We start from the raw sequence: 15,740 nt of genomic DNA on the forward strand, positions 1-15,740 counted from the left end.
AGACGGGGCAACTAGATTGCCGAAACAAGAAAAATGTCAGACAGCATGCCGGTGCAAGACCATGCACAGTGCAACAGGTGGCATGCTGCCTGACAAAATCAGCGATACGTGCGCGAAACCTGTGTCAGGTTCAGCTGACGATCAGTTCGGTCCATTTCTGCGACAGCCAGTCAGCGCGCTGCTGATACATGTCGTACCGCGGAATGATCGGTTCGATTTCCGAGGAAACAGATGCGAATTCAGCATCGGTAAGGCTGGTTTTCGCCCGCGCCACGGTTGGAGAGGTCCCGACCTTGCGTGACAGAAGTGTTTGGATTTCTGGCTGGCTCATGAAGTCGATAAAGACATGTGCCAGATCAAGCTTTTCGGATGCCTTGGAAACGGCCCAACTGCCGGAATCGTTGATGCCACCTTCTTTGGGGAAGGTCGACCGCACCGGATATCCATCCGCCGCGGCAAGACCGGCAACATCGTGGTAATACTGACCCATCGGGATTTCACCCGATTTAAGTGCCTGTTCAAACTGGGCTTCGTCCCGATACCAGAGCTGGACGTTGTCCTTAAGCTCGGCCAGCTTGTCCATGACCTTCATGATACCTTCTTCGGTGTCGAGGATTTCCTGCCCCCCGAAATAGGTTTTGGCCGTCACATCAAGCAGGAAGGAATTTGTCACCAGTGCGAGCAAGCCAAGCTGACCGGCGCGGTCGGGCTTCCACAGCTCTTCCCAGCTGGATGGTGCCTGCGTAATCACATCGGAGTTGGAAACAAGGGTGATGTACCAAGTTACCGCACCAACGCCACAAACGCTGCCATCGTCATATTTATTAATGAAGGACGGCATGACGTTTTCGATATTCGGCATTTTTGCCGGATCAAGTTTTGCCCAGATGCTTGCGGCCGAACCACGCAGCATACTGACCTGCGAAATCATCGACACATCGGCAGGTGCCTGACCTGCACGGGCCGCCTGTTCGAGCTGAACCAACCATGCCTCACCTGTCGGCTGGGCAATTGATTCAACTGAAATACCGGTCGCCTTGGTGAATTCCGGGAAGATGTGTTTATCGAAACTGTCTTTGAAATAACCGCCATACGCACCGATTTTCAGGCTTTTTTCCTGTGCGCGCACGATGCCGGGGAAACCGGCAATACCCGCCATCGCCACTGCAGAACCGCCCGCAATCCCGGCTAAAACGGAACGGCGACTGATGCCCTTTTTGATGTCGTCCATGTGATCCACCTCTGATACTTTGAACGCTGTTTGGGCGTCCGTTTTTGATTTTTTCCCGTCGTCGTTTTCCAGTGCGGCGACGTCGTATCAGCAGCAGATCAAATTGCGGCGGATTGAAAAATCACGTATTGCTGAAACTTACTTTGGGAATCTTCAAAGTAATGCACAGGGAGCACCCATCACATGGCAATGGAGCAAACCGATCTGAAGCTGCTTCGGATCTTCCTGACGATTGTCGAAGTGGGGGGATTTGCCGCCGCACAAAGTGAACTCAACCTGTCGCTTTCAACGATTTCAAGTTATGTCACCACCCTTGAAACCCGGCTTGGCTTCACACTTTGCAAACGCGGGCGCAGTGGGTTTTCGCTAACCCGTGAAGGACAGATTGTCTTTGAGGAAGCCCACCGGCTTTTCAAATCCGTGTCGCAATATGAAACCAAGATGCGGTCACTGCGCGACAAACTCAACGGCACATTGACCATTGGCCTGACTGACAACACCATCACCGATCCCGGTGCGCGCAAGATTGAAAAAACCATTGCGCGTTTTGTGAAGCAGGCCCCGGATGTGACATTGAACGTTGTGACCTATCCGCCCAACGATTTGTTGCGCGAAATTGTCACCGGTGCGGTTCAGGTGGGCATTTGTGCGTTTCCCAAAACCGTACTGGGGTTAAGTTACGTTTCACTCTATCCAGAGATGCACCGATTTTATTGCAGTTCCGACCATCCGCTATTTAACCAATCCGATGACGAAATTGATATCGACGAAGTAAGACGATATCGCATTGTCGGGCGTAAATTCTGGCTTGGCCGGGACCTTAAGGATTTTGCCATCGCCAAGCCACATGCGATGGTTTCGGACATGGAGGCCGAAGCACGCCTGATCCTGTCAGGTGCCTTTTTGGGATATCTGCCCGAACATTATGCCAAACAGTTCGTTGAGGCCGGCCGCATGCGCGCGATCCGCCCGGATCAGTTCTATGTCGAGGCAACCTTTCAGGCCAGCTTTGACGACAGCAAGCAACTTGATCCGGTGGCCGAGCTGTTCCTTGATATATTGATTGATGATTTTGGTGCCAAACGCGACTGAGCATTGCGCAACAGCAATATTGTCCAATATTCCCCATTTGATTTCCCCCATGATGGGTGCAGGCTCCTCGCCCACCACCCAAGCGTCAGGTCAACTGACACACAAATGAACAAGATTTGGAAACATTGGAAATGTTACGCCCCACACCTGCCCCATCCCCAACAACGATGGGGCACTTCGCCCCGGAAACCATAAGGCGCGGTGCAATCGCCTGTTTGCCGCTTCTGCCCAGCACCATCATTTTTGGTGCGGTGCTTGGTGTGCTTGCGTCCCAGCGCGGATTATCACTTGGTGAACTTCTGTTCATGAGCCTGACGGTGTTTGCCGGATCAGCACAATTTGTGTCGGTCGATCTTTGGCGCGAAACGGTGCCTGCGGCGACAATCATCATCGCAACGGCGGTGATTAATATGCGCTATATCCTGATCGGGGCGTCACTGCGCCCAGTGTTTCGCGGCCGCCCTCTTTGGGTCAAGGTATGTGGCATGCATATGGTCGCCGATGAAAACTGGGCCGTCACCATGACGCAGGAAAACCTTGCCAATCCGGGGTTCTTGCTGGGTGGTGGTATCTTCCTCGGGGTCGTTTGGGCGACGGGCAACAGTGTGGGTTACCTTTTGGGCGGCGGCATTCCCGACCCGGAAGTTTATGCGCTTGATTTTGCCTTTACCGCTGTTTTCGCAGCCCTGACCATTGGCATGTGGAAAGGCAAGGTCGACTTGCTGCCATGGGTGGCAGCCGCCATCGGATCGATCATCGGGCATTATACCCTGCCCGGCACATGGTCGATTTTGGCCGGTGCAGGGGCCGGGGTTGTCACCGCTGCCCTGACATGGCGCGATGATATGGATGACACCAGCCCCGAGGCCGAATATGCCGTTGATGGTCGACAAGCCTATGGCGCGCCCGAAGGCACGCCCACCCCGGAGGTCGGCAAATGAACAGTTTTCCTGATTTGACCAGCTTTAGCCTTGAAGCCGTTCTGACCATCCTTGGCATGGCCGCCGTCACATATGGCATGCGTCTGGGCGGCCTTATGATGGCTGATCGGTTGCCGCAACATGGCCGTTGGGCACATGTGCTTGAACGGTTGCCCGGTGCGGTTTTGATTTCCGTCTGGGTGCCCAGTGCGCTTTCCGCCGGGGCGATTGGCATTGCCGGGGCTGCTGCCACCGTGATCACGATGGCACTGGCCCGCAATCTGTTTGCCGCCATGGCGGTTGGGATGGTTCTGGTGGGGGTTGGTCGGTATTTTATTGGCAGTTGATTGACCAAGCACGCGAAAACAAAAAGCCGCCTTCAAACGAGAGGGCGGCTTTTTTTATGTGGCTTGCAAAACGTAGTACTACGTCACAACCATATTCTGTTCGCGGGTGGATTCGAACCGCAGGTTCGGCCAATCGCGTTGCGCGGTTTCAAGATGCCAAGCGTTGCGCGCGATGAAGACTAGGGTTTCATCGTGGTCTTCAAACAACGCCGACTGATTGGTATCTCGGAATTTTTTGATTTCGAGCGGGTCATCGCCCATCACCCAGCGCGCCGCATAGGCAGGGGTCTGTTCGAAATGCACCTTGATGCCATATTCCGCCGAAATGCGTTCCTTGAGAACTTCAAACTGAAGTTGCCCAACCACGCCAACAATCCAGTCGGCACCCATCATCGGTTTAAACACCTGTGATGCGCCTTCTTCGGCGAGCTGTTCAAGGGCGCGCTGAAGATGTTTGCCTTTCAGCGGATCATCAAGACGGACCTTTTGCAGCAATTCCGGAGCAAAGGCCGGAACACCGCGGAAGCGCAAGTCTTCGCCCTCGGTCAGGGTATCGCCAATCCGCAAAGTCCCGTGGTTCGGAATACCGATGATATCGCCCGGCCAGGCTTCTTCGGCAATGTCACGTTCATTGGCAAAGAACAGCATCGGGTTATGCACCGCCATCTGTTTGCCCGCGCGCACATGTTTGAGTTTCATGCCGCGTTTGAAATGACCGGAACACAGACGGATGAAGGCAATGCGGTCGCGATGGTTCGGGTCAATATTGGCCTGAACCTTAAACACAAAGCCCGACACCTTGGTTTCAGATGATTCAACCGTTCGCGTGGCGGCTTCTTGCGGGCGCGGGGTCGGCGCATTTTCGCCAATACCGCGCAGCAATTCACGCACACCAAAATTGTTAATCGCCGAGCCAAAGAATACCGGCGTCAGGTGCCCTTCGCGGTAGCTTTCAAGATCGAACTCCGGGCACATCGCGCGGACCATTTCGATGTCTTCGCGCAGCTGTGCGACGAGGTAATCTGGGACCAACTCATCCAATTTCGGATCATTCAGACCATTGATCTGGATCGAATCCTTAACAACATTGCCGCCCTTTTCCATGAACAGGATGCGGTCGTTGATCAGATCATAGCAGCCCTTAAAATCACGGCCAGAGCCAATCGGCCAGGTGACCGGCGACACATCAAGGGCGAGATCCTGTTCGATTTGGTCGATCAGTTCAAAGAAATCGCGGGTTTCACGGTCGATCTTGTTCACAAACGTCGTAATTGGCACATCGCGCATACGGCAAACTTCAAACAGTTTGCGCGTCTGGGTTTCAATCCCCTTGGCGGCATCAATCACCATGACGGCGGAATCAACTGCAGTCAGAACCCGGTAGGTATCTTCGGAAAAATCTTCGTGGCCCGGCGTATCAAGCAGGTTGTAGATGTTATCTTCAAACTCGAACGTCATGACGGCCGAAGACACGGAAATACCACGGTCCTGTTCGATCTTCATAAAGTCCGAACGTGCGCCGCGCTGTTCCTTTTTCGCCTTAACCGCACCGGCCATCTGGATCGCACCCCCGAAAAGCAACAGCTTTTCCGTCAGGGTCGTTTTACCCGCATCCGGGTGCGAGATGATGGCGAAGGTACGGCGACGCGATACCTGATGGTCAATCGTCGACATTCTTGATCCACTAATACTGATTTCGATTTGGCGCGCACTGTACCGATTTTTTGCGTGCGCGCCATCCCGAAATCGTCATGACGGGTATGAATTCTGCCCGTCACGACCGGTTCAGTGCACAATCTGGAACACCAGCCCGACAGCGAATGACCCGATCAGGGCATAGGCAAGATACAGCGCGAAAACCGGTTTCTTGACGAGTGCGAAGACCGCAATCGCAGCAGGAAGGGACGATACACCACCCGCAACCAGAAATGCCATACCGGCACCGGCCTGCATACCCTGCCCGATCAGTCCACCGACCAGCGGCAGAGCGGCATACCCGTTCAGGTAAGCAGGAACACCGACAAGGGTCGCGATCAGGACGGGCAGAACGCCATCCCCGCCAACAGCAGCCGAAACTGTTTCAACCGGAATATAGGTAACCATCAGGCTTTCCAACAAAAACGCCAGGGCCAGCCACTTCCCCAGAAACAGGGTGGTTTTGATGGCATCCCGGCGAAATCTGTCCGTACGGTCCGGTTCCTGCCAGAAACGCCATACCGGCGGCTTCGGGGACCGCATCTTACCCCCGCCGCAGCCGCCGTTTCCAATCCCTTCGCGCAAGGGGTCGGTCAGGAAACCAAGCCGGGTCAGCCAAAGCGTGGCAAAACCGCCAATCAAGCCAAGTGCAATCGCGGCAAGCAATTTGCCGACCGCAAATTCCATCCCAATGGTGCCAACAGTCAGCATGAACATTGCCGGATCAATCACCGGGGACGCCAACCAGAACGCCATCACCGGCGCCAATGGAACGCCCATCGACAACAGGGCAGCAATCAACGGGATCACGCCGCACGAGCAGAAAGGCGACAATGCGCCAAATGCAGACGCCATCAGGACCATTTTCACAGGATGACCACTGAAAGCGCGCGCAATCAGGCTATCTGCCCCGGTTGCCCCGGCCCAAGCGGCAATCATCACCGACAACAGCAGGAACGGCGCAACCGATGCAAGCTGCTGCCCGGTAAAGACCAGACTGCCGGGTAATTGAGCAGGCACGACCACGGCCAGTGCCAACAATATTGCGACAATGGTGACCCAAACCCGGTCAAGGGACCTACCGGTTTCGGCAAACCGGCGAAGTTTCAATGCAATATCTGACATATCCATATCCCTAGTATAATAGTTATGTTTAGGCAAAAAAAGGGATGGCTCAGACCATCTCTTCCTCCTGCCCGACATCAACCCCGATGCAGCATTCATCAATCAGTGTTCCCAGCACGTTGCGCACCGCCAGGATCTCGGCGTGATTAACGACCTCGCGACCGTGTTTTTCCTGCCGAACCAGCCCAACCTGAACAAGCCCACCCAGATGGTGGGCCAGTGTCGAGGCCGGAAGACCAGTATGGCGACCGATTTCACCGATATTCAATCCGGTTTCTCCCGCCCGCACCAGCAGACGGAAAATGCCCAGACGGGCCGAATGGCCCAATGCGGCCAGGATAGGGGCAATGTCTGTTTCCTTCATGCCGCCAATTATAACTATACTTCTAGTTATTTAAAGATGTTTTTCCCTCTCCATCAAGATGCTGATAATATTGAACATTCTGAAGGATCACGTCCCAAAACCCGCTTTGAAACAGAATTGTCACTTGTCAAACAACAATTGTGTCGATATTTCTCGACATATGGACACAAATAATGCAATTGCCGCCCTTGGGGCTCTGGCACAGGAACACAGACTTTCGGCTTTCCGCTTGCTTGCCCAAATGGGTGAAACCGGCATGGCCGCAGGCGAACTTGCCCGCAAGGTCGGCATTCCGCACAACACCATGTCGTCGCATCTGGCAACATTGAGCAATGCGGGATTAATCAGCGCAACCCGTGACGGTCGATCCATGATCTATCGCATCGTGCCCGAAGTGATGCGCGGTCTTCTTGGGTTCCTGACAGATGATTGCTGCCATGGTCGTCCGGAATTATGTGGACTGACCGCCCCCTCCAAGGACTGCTGTTAATTCATTCTTTCCCTGCAAAGGACAAAGTGACATGTCTGGTGGAACCTATAACGTGCTTTTCCTGTGCCGGGCCAATTCCGCGCGCAGCATCATGGCCGAAGCCATCCTGAAAAAAGAGGGGCATGACCACTTTTTCGGGTTTAGCGCAGGTTCCCACCCGCGCGGTGAAATTCATCCCTATACAGCAGATCTTCTGCAATCGCTTGACCATGACCCGTCAGAGTTTTCATCCAAGGAAATGGAAGTTTATTCCCAGAAAGACGAAGTTAAATTCGATTTCGTTTTTACCGTGTGTGACACCATGAACAACGAGGATTGCCCGATCTTTCCGGGATCGCCGGTGACTGCCCACTGGGGCGTTCCTGACCCGGCAGCCGTTACCGGCACCGAAGCCGAAAAACGTCTGGCCTTTGCCGTTGCCTATCGGATGTTGCGCAATCGTATTTCGATTTTCACCAGTCTTCCGTTCCAGTCACTCGATCGGCTGTCATTGCAGCACAAGCTCGATGAAATCGGCCAGACCACATCAAGCGAGGACGCATGACCACCAAAGAAGATGCCCCGATGAACCTGTTTGAACGCTACTTAACCGTCTGGGTCGCGGCGAGCATCGTGGTTGGCATTGCCCTTGGTGAAATGCTTCCCGACCTGTTTCAGACCATTGGCAATCTGACCGCCTATGAAATCAATTTACCGGTCACCATCCTGATCTGGTTGATGATTGTGCCGATGTTGATGAAGGTTGATTTCAAGGCCCTTCATGAAGTGGGCAAACAGTGGCGCGGCATCGGGGTCACCCTTGGGGTGAACTGGCTGATCAAGCCCTTTACCATGGCGGCCCTTGGCTGGTTATTTATCGGGGTTCTGTTTCGCCCACTGCTGCCAGAGGCCGAAATTGAAAGCTATATCGCTGGCTTGATCCTTTTGGGCGCGGCCCCCTGTACGGCCATGGTGTTTGTCTGGTCCAACCTGACCAAGGGGGATGCGAATTTCACACTCAGCCAGGTTGCGCTGAACGATACCATCATGATTTTCGCCTTTGCACCGATTGTCGCACTTTTGCTGGGTATTTCAGCGATCACCATCCCGTGGGAAACGCTGACCATTTCTGTTGTTGCCTTCATCGTGATTCCAGTCATTGTCGGGCAGTTTTTGCGACAATTCGTCATGTCAAAGGGCATGACCGCGTTCGAGAAATTTGACGCCAAACTTAAACCGATTTCGATGTTTGCCCTGCTTGCGACACTGGTTCTACTGTTTGCCTTTCAGGGACAGCAGATCCTTGCCCAGCCCGTGATTATTGTGCTGCTGGCGGTGCCGATCATTCTGCAAACCTATTTCATTGCTGCAATTGCCTATGTCGCCAACAAGGTTCTGGGCGTTGAGCATAAAATTGCGGCCCCATCAGCGATGATTGGCGCATCCAACTTCTTTGAACTGGCTGTTGCCACCGCCATTGGTTTGTTCGGGTTCTCATCAGGTGCGGCATTGGCAACCGTGGTTGGCGTGCTTGTCGAAGTACCGGTGATGCTGTCGCTTGTCGCGATTGCCAACCGATCACGTCATTGGTTTTCGGATGCAAAAACCACCACACCCCAAACTTCCGAGGTTTCAAAATGACCGGAAAAATGCGCATTGGTATCAATGGATTTGGCCGTATGGGCCGCTTGGCCCTGCGCGCAGGATGGGGACATCCGAACCTTGAATTCGTGCATATCAACGAAATCAAGGGGAGTGCGAAAACCGCGGCCCACCTTTTGGAATTTGATTCCGTGCATGGCCGCTGGACCAAAGGCGTTGAATGCATTGACGATCAGGTCGTGATTGACCAGACGCATAAAATCTCGTTTAGCGACAATCCGACACCGGGCGACACCGACTGGGCGGCATTTGGCTGTGACATTGTTTTGGAATGTACCGGCAAGTTTAAAACGCCAGAGACCATCCAGCCCTATTTTGATCAGGGGATCAAAAAGGTCATCGTGGCCGCGCCGGTCAAGGAAGGTGCGCTTAATATTGTCTATGGCGTGAATGACGATCTGTATGATCCAACGCAACATGACCTTTTGACCGCGGCAAGTTGCACGACCAACTGTCTTGCACCGGTGGTCAAGGTCATTCACGAAAATCTTGGCATTGTGCATGGTTCAATCACCACCATTCATGATGTCACCAACACCCAGACCATTGTTGATTTACCGCACAAGGATTTGCGCCGCGCGCGATCCTGCCTGCAGTCACTGATCCCGACCAGCACCGGATCAGCAACCGCCATCACCATGATTTACCCGGAACTCGCCGGAAAACTGAACGGTATTGCGGTGCGCGTACCACTTTTGAATGCGTCGCTGACCGATTGCGTATTTGAAGTGGCGCGTGACACCGATGTTGAAACGGTCAACCGTCTGATGCGCGACGCATCGGAAACCTATCTGGCGGGTATTCTGGGCTATGAAGAACGCCCGCTTGTCAGTGCGGATTACCTCAATGATTCACGGTCTTCGATCATTGATGCCGGATCAACCATGGTGATCGACAAACGTCAGGTCAAAGTTCTGGCGTGGTATGACAATGAATGGGGATATGTCTGCCGCATGGTCGATCTTGCCACCAAAGTTGCCCAAAGCATGCCCAGCCATAACGCCGGCGGAGCATAAAATGTCATCCGCGATCCGAAATTATGCACTGGTTACGGGTGCCTATTGGGGTTTCACCCTGACCGACGGTGCATTGCGGATGCTGGTTCTGTTGCATTTTTACGCACTGGGCTATTCGGCATTCGAGATCGCGCTTCTTTTCGTTCTTTATGAATTTGCCGGAATCATCACCAATCTGGTGGGCGGGTGGCTGGCACAGGTGCGTGGATTGCGCTTTACACTATTTGCCGGATTAATCTTGCAAATCGCATCGCTAACCGCACTGTCGTTTACCAACCCTGATTGGCTTCCTGCTGTTTCGGTCGCCTATGTCATGGGACTTCAGGCGGCATCGGGTGTTGCCAAGGATCTAACCAAAATGTCGAGCAAGTCGGCAATCAAGGTTCTTGTCCCGACCGAGGCAAAAGGTGCGCTGTTTCGCTGGGTAGCACTTTTGACCGGATCGAAAAACGCGTTGAAGGGCGTTGGCTTCTTTTTGGGCGGCGCGCTTTTATCATGGTTGGGATTTTCGGGTGCCCTTTTGGCCATGGCTGCCGGACTTGGCATCACGCTGATTGCCGTCGCTCTATCTCTTGGCGCGGAAATGTCGGGTCCGACCAATGCCCTCAAACCCAAATTTCGCGACATCTTTTCCCCGGACCGCAAGATCAACATTCTTTCAGCTGCACGTTTGTTTTTATTTGGCTCACGCGATATCTGGTTCGTTGTCGGCTTGCCTGTATTTTTGGCGGCTGAACTTGGCTGGAGCCACATTGAAGTTGGCACCTATATGGCAGCATGGGTGATCGGGTATGGTTTCATCCAGGCAATTGCCCCCAAGATGCTCCGCGCACAAAGCCATGAACCCGATGGCCGAACCGCACGGCTGTGGATTGTTGCCCTGATCGCTGTCACGGTCGCGATTGCAAGTGCTGTTCAACAAGGTTTCGCTCCAGAATTTGCGGTTCTGGCCGGGCTCTTGGTCTTCGGGATTGTCTTTGCGATAAATTCATCGCTGCATTCCTATTTAATTCTGGCCTATGCCGATGGCGACAAGGTCGCGATGAATGTCGGGTTTTACTATATGTCCAATGCCATCGGACGCCTTGCCGGAACGATCCTTTCCGGGGCGGCTTACTTTTATGGCGGGCTGGTTGGATGTCTTGTGACCTCAATTGCGTTTTTAACCATCAGTTGGATCATCAGTGTGGCTCTACCGATCCATCAGACACCCGCACCGCAGAGTTGAATAAAAATCTTCTTCGCAGATGCAAGATAAGCATATGAAAAGACTCATTTTCCAAATTCATCGAAATTTCATCATACAAAAACCCGTGACAAGACACTGCATATAGGGGTACGATTCCAATTAACGGTCAAGAACTAGACCGCAGGAGGAGTTCCCGAGTGCCGCGAGAAAGCGTCTTAAAACGAGAATTTTCGCCCCCCGGATCGCACATGCAACATGATGTGTCCGGCGGAAACTCCTACCGCCACTTCCATCTGAATATGAAAATTGATTGCGCGCCCTTCCATGATGGAACGGCGCGTTTTGCTTTTTTGGCACAATTGATGAGGTGATCGTAATGGGTAAACGCGCAGCACGCCGTCGTAATCGTCCGCAACAGTCAGACAACAATGTCCATGACCTGTTTGATGAAAAAAACGCCGATTGGCACCCTCTCGAAACTTCCGAAGAGAAAGGACAACGCGACCAAAGTTTCCGTCGTCACATCCGGCCAAAAAGTGAAAACCAAGCAGCCTTGATGACGGCAATCGATGACTTTAACCTTGTGCTGGCACTTGGCCCTGCGGGAACGGGCAAAACCTATATCGCGGTATCCAAAGCAGTTGAAGCGCTTGATAAAGGCGAAATTGGCCGCATCGTTCTGGCCCGCCCGGCGGTTGAGGCGGGCGAAAACATCGGATTCCTGCCCGGTGACGTCGAAGCCAAAATGGCCCCTTATCTACGCCCGCTTTATGACGCACTTAATGATCGCCTCGGCACCAAACGACTTCGCACCTATATCTCGGACGGCACAATTGAAATCGCCCCGATCGGCTATATGCGTGGCCGGACACTCAATAATGCCTTCGTCGTGATTGATGAGGCGCAAAACTGCACTTATGGCCAGCTTAAGATGCTGGTGACCCGCCTTGGTTGGAATGCGACCATGATCCTGACTGGTGACCCGGACCAGACCGACCTTTTGCCGGAAATGTCGGGCCTGTCGGAAATGTCAGACCGTCTGGAAAATGTCGAAGACATTGCCTGCGTCCGACTACGTGACAAGGACATTGTCCGTCACCCACTGGTCGCAAGCATGTTGACCGTTCTTTAACAAGATCCGACGCAGCAAACCAAAGAAGAAAAGGCGGGCCCGAAAGGGTCCGCCACTTTTTATATGCATCCCGGTTCCGCAGAAAATCTTGGCTTCGCGGCATTTCGCCGCCATGACCAAATGCTGTCAATAAAACATATATATTGACGAGCAATACCCACCACACCCAATATATAGACATCATGGTCCTTCACTTTGATCCCTGATCAGAGGAAGGCTAAGAGGGAATTCGGTGCGTTTGCCCTTACGCAACAATGCCGGAGCTGCCCCCGCAACTGTAAGCGGTTAGCTTGCATCCAACGATGGTCACTGAAACGAATTTGCGTTTCGGGAAGGCCGGATGACAGCGCCATATCCGCGAGCCAGGAGACCTGCCGTGATGGAAATTAACGTTCTCGGGCGGGGTGTCCGGTGGAGCGCTTGTGACGCGACATGCCGGCATGCCGGCTATTTTGCTTTCGTCCTCGCATGCATCCGCTTGGCCCTTGCCCCAACATTTCGGGGTTTAAGATGTCAGTTACTCAGCACGCGGAACGACCAGCCGTTTCCGATCCATCACATTCTTCCACAACAGGCTATCAGGTGATCCGGCGCACCGGATCGGTCACAGCATTTGATCCGGCCAAAATCAAGGCAGCCCTGACCAAGGCGTTTCTTGCCGCCGAGGGCGAAACCGCATCGGGCTCACACCGCGTTCATGACAGCGTCGATGGGCTAACTGAACAGGTGGTTTCTGTCCTGCATCGGCGTGCAGCACCCGGCCATACGCTTCAGATCGAAGACATTCAGGATCAGGTCGAACTGGCCTTGATGCGCAGCGAACATCATAAGGTCGCGCGCGCCTATGTTCTGTACCGCGAAGACCGTGCGCGCGAACGTGCCAAAGCCGATGCACGCAAGAAAAAGAAAACATCCGACACACCACAGCTTTCCGTCACCCAGCCCGATGGTCGCAAAACACCACTTGATTTTGACCGTCTTTCAACGGTGATTAAAGAAGCCTGCGGCACGCTTGCCGATGTCAGCCGCGATCCGATCATGACCGAAACCCGGCGCAATCTGTATGACGGGGTCACCCTTGGTGAATTGGCGCTGGCCCCGATCATGGCCGCCCGGACCCTGATTGAACGTGAACCCAATTACGCCTTTGTCAGTGCACGGTTGTTGCTTGATAAACTGCGGACCGAGGCCCTTGGTTTTGTTTCCGGTCGCCCCGAGCAGGCAACGCAGGCCGAAATGCAGGATCGCTATGCGACCTATTTTCCCGCCGCCCTTAAAGCCGGGATCGACGCCGGGTTGATTGACGCGGAACTGGCAAAATTTGATCTGAAGAAAATCACCGCCGCGATCAAACCCGACCGTGATTTAAACTTTCAGTATCTCGGGCTGCAAACCCTATATGACCGGTATTTCCTGCATGTCAAAGGATCACGGTTTGAACTGCCCCAAGCGTTCTTTATGCGGGTTGCCATGGGACTTGCCATCCGTGAAATTGACCGCGAAGCCAAGGCGATTGAATTTTACAATCAGCTTTCGACATTCGTCTTCATGGCATCGACCCCGACCCTGTTTAATGCTGGCACCTGCCGCCCGCAACTTTCGTCCTGTTTCCTGACAACGGTGCCCGATGACCTTGATGGAATTTTCAAATCGGTCAAGGACAACGCGCTTTTGGCGAAATATTCCGGCGGACTTGGCAACGACTGGACCCCGGTGCGCGGACTTGGTGCGCATATCAAGGGCACCAACGGCGAAAGTCAGGGTGTCGTTCCGTTCTTGAAAGTCGCCAACGATACCGCCATTGCGGTCAATCAGGGCGGCAAGCGCAAGGGGGCTGTCTGTGCCTATCTCGAAACATGGCATATCGACATCGAAGAGTTCCTTGATCTGCGTAAAAACACCGGCGATGACCGGCGGCGCACCCATGACATGAACACCGCGAACTGGGTGCCTGACCTATTCATGGAACGGGTGATGGCAGACGCCCCCTGGACCCTGTTTTCCCCCGACGATACGCCCGACCTGCATGATCTGTATGGCCCGGCCTTCAAAACCGCCTATGAAACGTATGAGGCGCGCGCCAATAGCGGCCAAATCCGCAATTTCAAAACCGTGCGTGCGGTTGATCTGTGGCGGCGTATGCTGACCATGCTGTTTGAAACCGGGCACCCGTGGATCACCTTCAAGGATCCGTGCAACATCAGATCTCCACAGGGCCATCGCGGGGTTGTCCATTCATCCAATCTGTGCACGGAAATCACGCTTAACACATCACATGATGAAGTTGCGGTGTGTAACCTTGGCTCGGTCAATTTGGCGGCGCATGTGACGAAAGATGGCCTTGATCACGACAAGCTTGCACAAACGGTCAAAACCGCCATGCGTATGCTTGATAACGTGATCGACATCAATTTCTATACCATCCCCGAAGCCCGCTTTTCCAACCTGCGCCATCGTCCGGTCGGCCTTGGGCTGATGGGTTTTCAGGATGCGTTGCAGACCATGAAAATTGCCTATGCATCCGATGCGGCGATTGCGTTTGCCGATGAAAGCATGGAAGCCATTTCGTTCCACGCGATTTCGGCATCGGTCGATCTGGCTTCCGAACGTGGCCGTTATGAAAGCTTTGACGGGTCGCTATGGTCACGCGGGATTCTGCCGATTGACTCACTCGACCTTCTGGCCGAAACGCGGGCCGAATTTGACGTTGACCGTACAAGCCGCCTTGATTGGGAACCGTTGCGCGAACGGATTAAAACCATTGGGATGCGCAATTCCAACACCATGGCGATTGCCCCGACGGCAACCATTTCCAACATTTGCGGTGTGAGCCAGTCGATTGAACCGGCTTATCGCAACCTGTTTGTCAAATCGAACATGTCGGGCGATTTCACCGTGGTCAATGCCGCCCTTATCGCTGATCTGAAAGAACGCGGCCTATGGGACGACGTGATGATATCGGACCTGAAATATTACGACGGCAGCGTCGGACAGATTGACCGCATCCCCGATGAGGTCAAAACGCTGTATGCCACCGCGTTTGAACTGGATTCATCCTGGCTGATCGAGGCGGCATCGCGCCGTCAGAAATGGCTTGATCAGGCACAATCGCTCAACCTTTATATCGCCAATCCATCGGGCAAAAAGCTCAATGACCTATATCGTCTGGCGTGGTTGCGCGGGCTTAAAACCACCTATTACCTGCGGTCCAGTGCCGCGACCCATGTTGAAAAATCGACCCTGAAGGGTACCGATGGACGCTTGAATGCGGTGGCCAATGCCCCTGTTGCCGCCGCCCCGACGCCATCGGTGCAAACAACCTCACCTGTTCCTTCGCCATCTCCCAGTCAGACACCATCCCGACCGTCGGCGGTGATCGATACCGCACCGACAGTTGATCCGATTGTCGGCGGGGAAGTCTGGGGCAAGGCGTGTTCCATCGACGACCCGGAATGCGAAGCCTGCCAATAGGCAAAATGCACCGTCAAAAACCTCTGT

14 protein-coding genes and 1 riboswitch are annotated in these 15,740 nt (G+C 53.8%); of the genes, 10 read left to right on the top strand and 4 right to left on the bottom strand.

What is annotated here, in order from left to right; translation table 11 throughout:
- Positions 1–130: 130 nt before the first annotated feature.
- Positions 131–1,231, bottom strand: a complete 1,101-nt coding sequence (locus K355_RS0108460) for an ABC transporter substrate-binding protein (protein WP_022731693.1) — start codon at positions 1,229–1,231, stop codon at positions 131–133.
- Between the two features lie 183 nt (positions 1,232–1,414).
- On the opposite strand from K355_RS0108460, the gene K355_RS0108465 reads away from it, so the two are divergent.
- From K355_RS0108465 to K355_RS0108475, 3 genes are all read left to right on the top strand, one after another.
- Positions 1,415–2,323: a LysR family transcriptional regulator gene (locus K355_RS0108465; protein ID WP_022731694.1), complete on the top strand. Its 909-nt coding sequence runs from the start codon at positions 1,415–1,417 to the stop codon at positions 2,321–2,323.
- A gap of 131 nt (positions 2,324–2,454) precedes the next feature.
- On the top strand, positions 2,455–3,264 hold the full coding sequence (locus tag K355_RS0108470) for an AzlC family ABC transporter permease (RefSeq protein WP_022731695.1): 810 nt from the start codon (positions 2,455–2,457) through the stop codon (positions 3,262–3,264).
- Positions 3,261–3,590, top strand: coding sequence for an AzlD family protein (locus K355_RS0108475; protein ID WP_022731696.1), 330 nt, complete (start codon positions 3,261–3,263; stop codon positions 3,588–3,590). The genes K355_RS0108470 and K355_RS0108475 overlap by 4 nt, the downstream gene beginning before the upstream one ends.
- Positions 3,591–3,668: 78 nt before the next feature.
- On the opposite strand, the gene K355_RS0108480 is transcribed toward K355_RS0108475, so the two are convergent.
- The 3 genes from K355_RS0108480 to K355_RS0108490 form a co-directional block, all read right to left on the bottom strand.
- Positions 3,669–5,264 (bottom strand): peptide chain release factor 3, encoded by a 1,596-nt coding sequence (locus K355_RS0108480; RefSeq protein WP_022731697.1) that lies wholly within the window; start codon positions 5,262–5,264, stop codon positions 3,669–3,671.
- A 111-nt stretch (positions 5,265–5,375) separates the two neighbouring features.
- Positions 5,376–6,410, bottom strand: a complete 1,035-nt coding sequence (locus tag K355_RS0108485) for a permease (RefSeq protein ID WP_022731698.1) — start codon at positions 6,408–6,410, stop codon at positions 5,376–5,378.
- A 49-nt stretch (positions 6,411–6,459) separates the two neighbouring features.
- Complete coding sequence (locus K355_RS0108490; protein WP_022731699.1) at positions 6,460–6,774, bottom strand: ArsR/SmtB family transcription factor; 315 nt, start codon at positions 6,772–6,774, stop codon at positions 6,460–6,462.
- Positions 6,775–6,934: 160 nt separating this feature from the next.
- Here K355_RS0108490 and K355_RS0108495 point away from each other — a divergent pair, with 160 nt between their 5' ends.
- The 7 genes from K355_RS0108495 to K355_RS23550 all read left to right on the top strand — a co-directional run bounded on the left by K355_RS0108495 (position 6,935) and on the right by K355_RS23550 (position 15,713).
- On the top strand, positions 6,935–7,264 hold the full coding sequence (locus K355_RS0108495; RefSeq protein ID WP_022731700.1) for an ArsR/SmtB family transcription factor: 330 nt from the start codon (positions 6,935–6,937) through the stop codon (positions 7,262–7,264).
- A gap of 31 nt (positions 7,265–7,295) precedes the next feature.
- A complete protein-coding gene (locus K355_RS0108500; RefSeq protein ID WP_022731701.1) occupies positions 7,296–7,808 on the top strand; it encodes an arsenate reductase ArsC in 513 nt (170 codons plus the stop codon).
- Between the two features lie 20 nt (positions 7,809–7,828).
- Entirely contained in the window at positions 7,829–8,884 is a 1,056-nt protein-coding gene (arsB, locus tag K355_RS23545; protein ID WP_033368753.1) for an ACR3 family arsenite efflux transporter, read from the top strand.
- Positions 8,881–9,921, top strand: coding sequence for an ArsJ-associated glyceraldehyde-3-phosphate dehydrogenase (locus tag K355_RS0108510; protein ID WP_022731703.1), 1,041 nt, complete (start codon positions 8,881–8,883; stop codon positions 9,919–9,921). Before arsB ends, K355_RS0108510 begins: the two co-directional genes overlap by 4 nt.
- A 1-nt stretch (position 9,922) precedes the next feature.
- Positions 9,923–11,149 carry an organoarsenical effux MFS transporter ArsJ gene (arsJ, locus tag K355_RS0108515; RefSeq protein WP_022731704.1) on the top strand — a complete coding sequence of 409 codons (1,227 nt, stop codon included), beginning with the start codon at positions 9,923–9,925 and terminating at the stop codon, positions 11,147–11,149.
- 337 nt (positions 11,150–11,486) lie between these two features.
- A complete protein-coding gene (locus K355_RS0108520) occupies positions 11,487–12,242 on the top strand; it encodes a PhoH family protein (protein WP_022731705.1) in 756 nt (251 codons plus the stop codon).
- 166 nt (positions 12,243–12,408) lie between these two features.
- Positions 12,409–12,635, top strand: a riboswitch (cobalamin riboswitch).
- 117 nt (positions 12,636–12,752) lie between these two features.
- Complete coding sequence (locus K355_RS23550; protein WP_022731706.1) at positions 12,753–15,713, top strand: ribonucleoside-diphosphate reductase subunit alpha; 2,961 nt, start codon at positions 12,753–12,755, stop codon at positions 15,711–15,713.
- Positions 15,714–15,740 lie beyond the last annotated feature (27 nt).

The organism is Thalassospira lucentensis MCCC 1A00383 = DSM 14000 (assembly GCF_000421265.1).
In the GTDB taxonomy this organism is placed as follows: domain Bacteria; phylum Pseudomonadota; class Alphaproteobacteria; order Rhodospirillales; family Thalassospiraceae; genus Thalassospira; species Thalassospira lucentensis.

Coding starts and splice junctions, on each gene's coding strand:
- K355_RS0108460 (WP_022731693.1), bottom strand. CDS start 1,231: ATGGACGACATCAAAAAGGGCATCAGTCGCCGTTCCGTTTTAGCCGGG.
- K355_RS0108465 (WP_022731694.1), top strand. CDS start 1,415: ATGGCAATGGAGCAAACCGATCTGAAGCTGCTTCGGATCTTCCTGACG.
- K355_RS0108470 (WP_022731695.1), top strand. CDS start 2,455: ATGTTACGCCCCACACCTGCCCCATCCCCAACAACGATGGGGCACTTC.
- K355_RS0108475 (WP_022731696.1), top strand. CDS start 3,261: ATGAACAGTTTTCCTGATTTGACCAGCTTTAGCCTTGAAGCCGTTCTG.
- K355_RS0108480 (WP_022731697.1), bottom strand. CDS start 5,264: ATGTCGACGATTGACCATCAGGTATCGCGTCGCCGTACCTTCGCCATC.
- K355_RS0108485 (WP_022731698.1), bottom strand. CDS start 6,410: ATGTCAGATATTGCATTGAAACTTCGCCGGTTTGCCGAAACCGGTAGG.
- K355_RS0108490 (WP_022731699.1), bottom strand. CDS start 6,774: ATGAAGGAAACAGACATTGCCCCTATCCTGGCCGCATTGGGCCATTCG.
- K355_RS0108495 (WP_022731700.1), top strand. CDS start 6,935: ATGGACACAAATAATGCAATTGCCGCCCTTGGGGCTCTGGCACAGGAA.
- K355_RS0108500 (WP_022731701.1), top strand. CDS start 7,296: ATGTCTGGTGGAACCTATAACGTGCTTTTCCTGTGCCGGGCCAATTCC.
- arsB (WP_033368753.1), top strand. CDS start 7,829: ATGAACCTGTTTGAACGCTACTTAACCGTCTGGGTCGCGGCGAGCATC.
- K355_RS0108510 (WP_022731703.1), top strand. CDS start 8,881: ATGACCGGAAAAATGCGCATTGGTATCAATGGATTTGGCCGTATGGGC.
- arsJ (WP_022731704.1), top strand. CDS start 9,923: ATGTCATCCGCGATCCGAAATTATGCACTGGTTACGGGTGCCTATTGG.
- K355_RS0108520 (WP_022731705.1), top strand. CDS start 11,487: ATGGGTAAACGCGCAGCACGCCGTCGTAATCGTCCGCAACAGTCAGAC.
- K355_RS23550 (WP_022731706.1), top strand. CDS start 12,753: ATGTCAGTTACTCAGCACGCGGAACGACCAGCCGTTTCCGATCCATCA.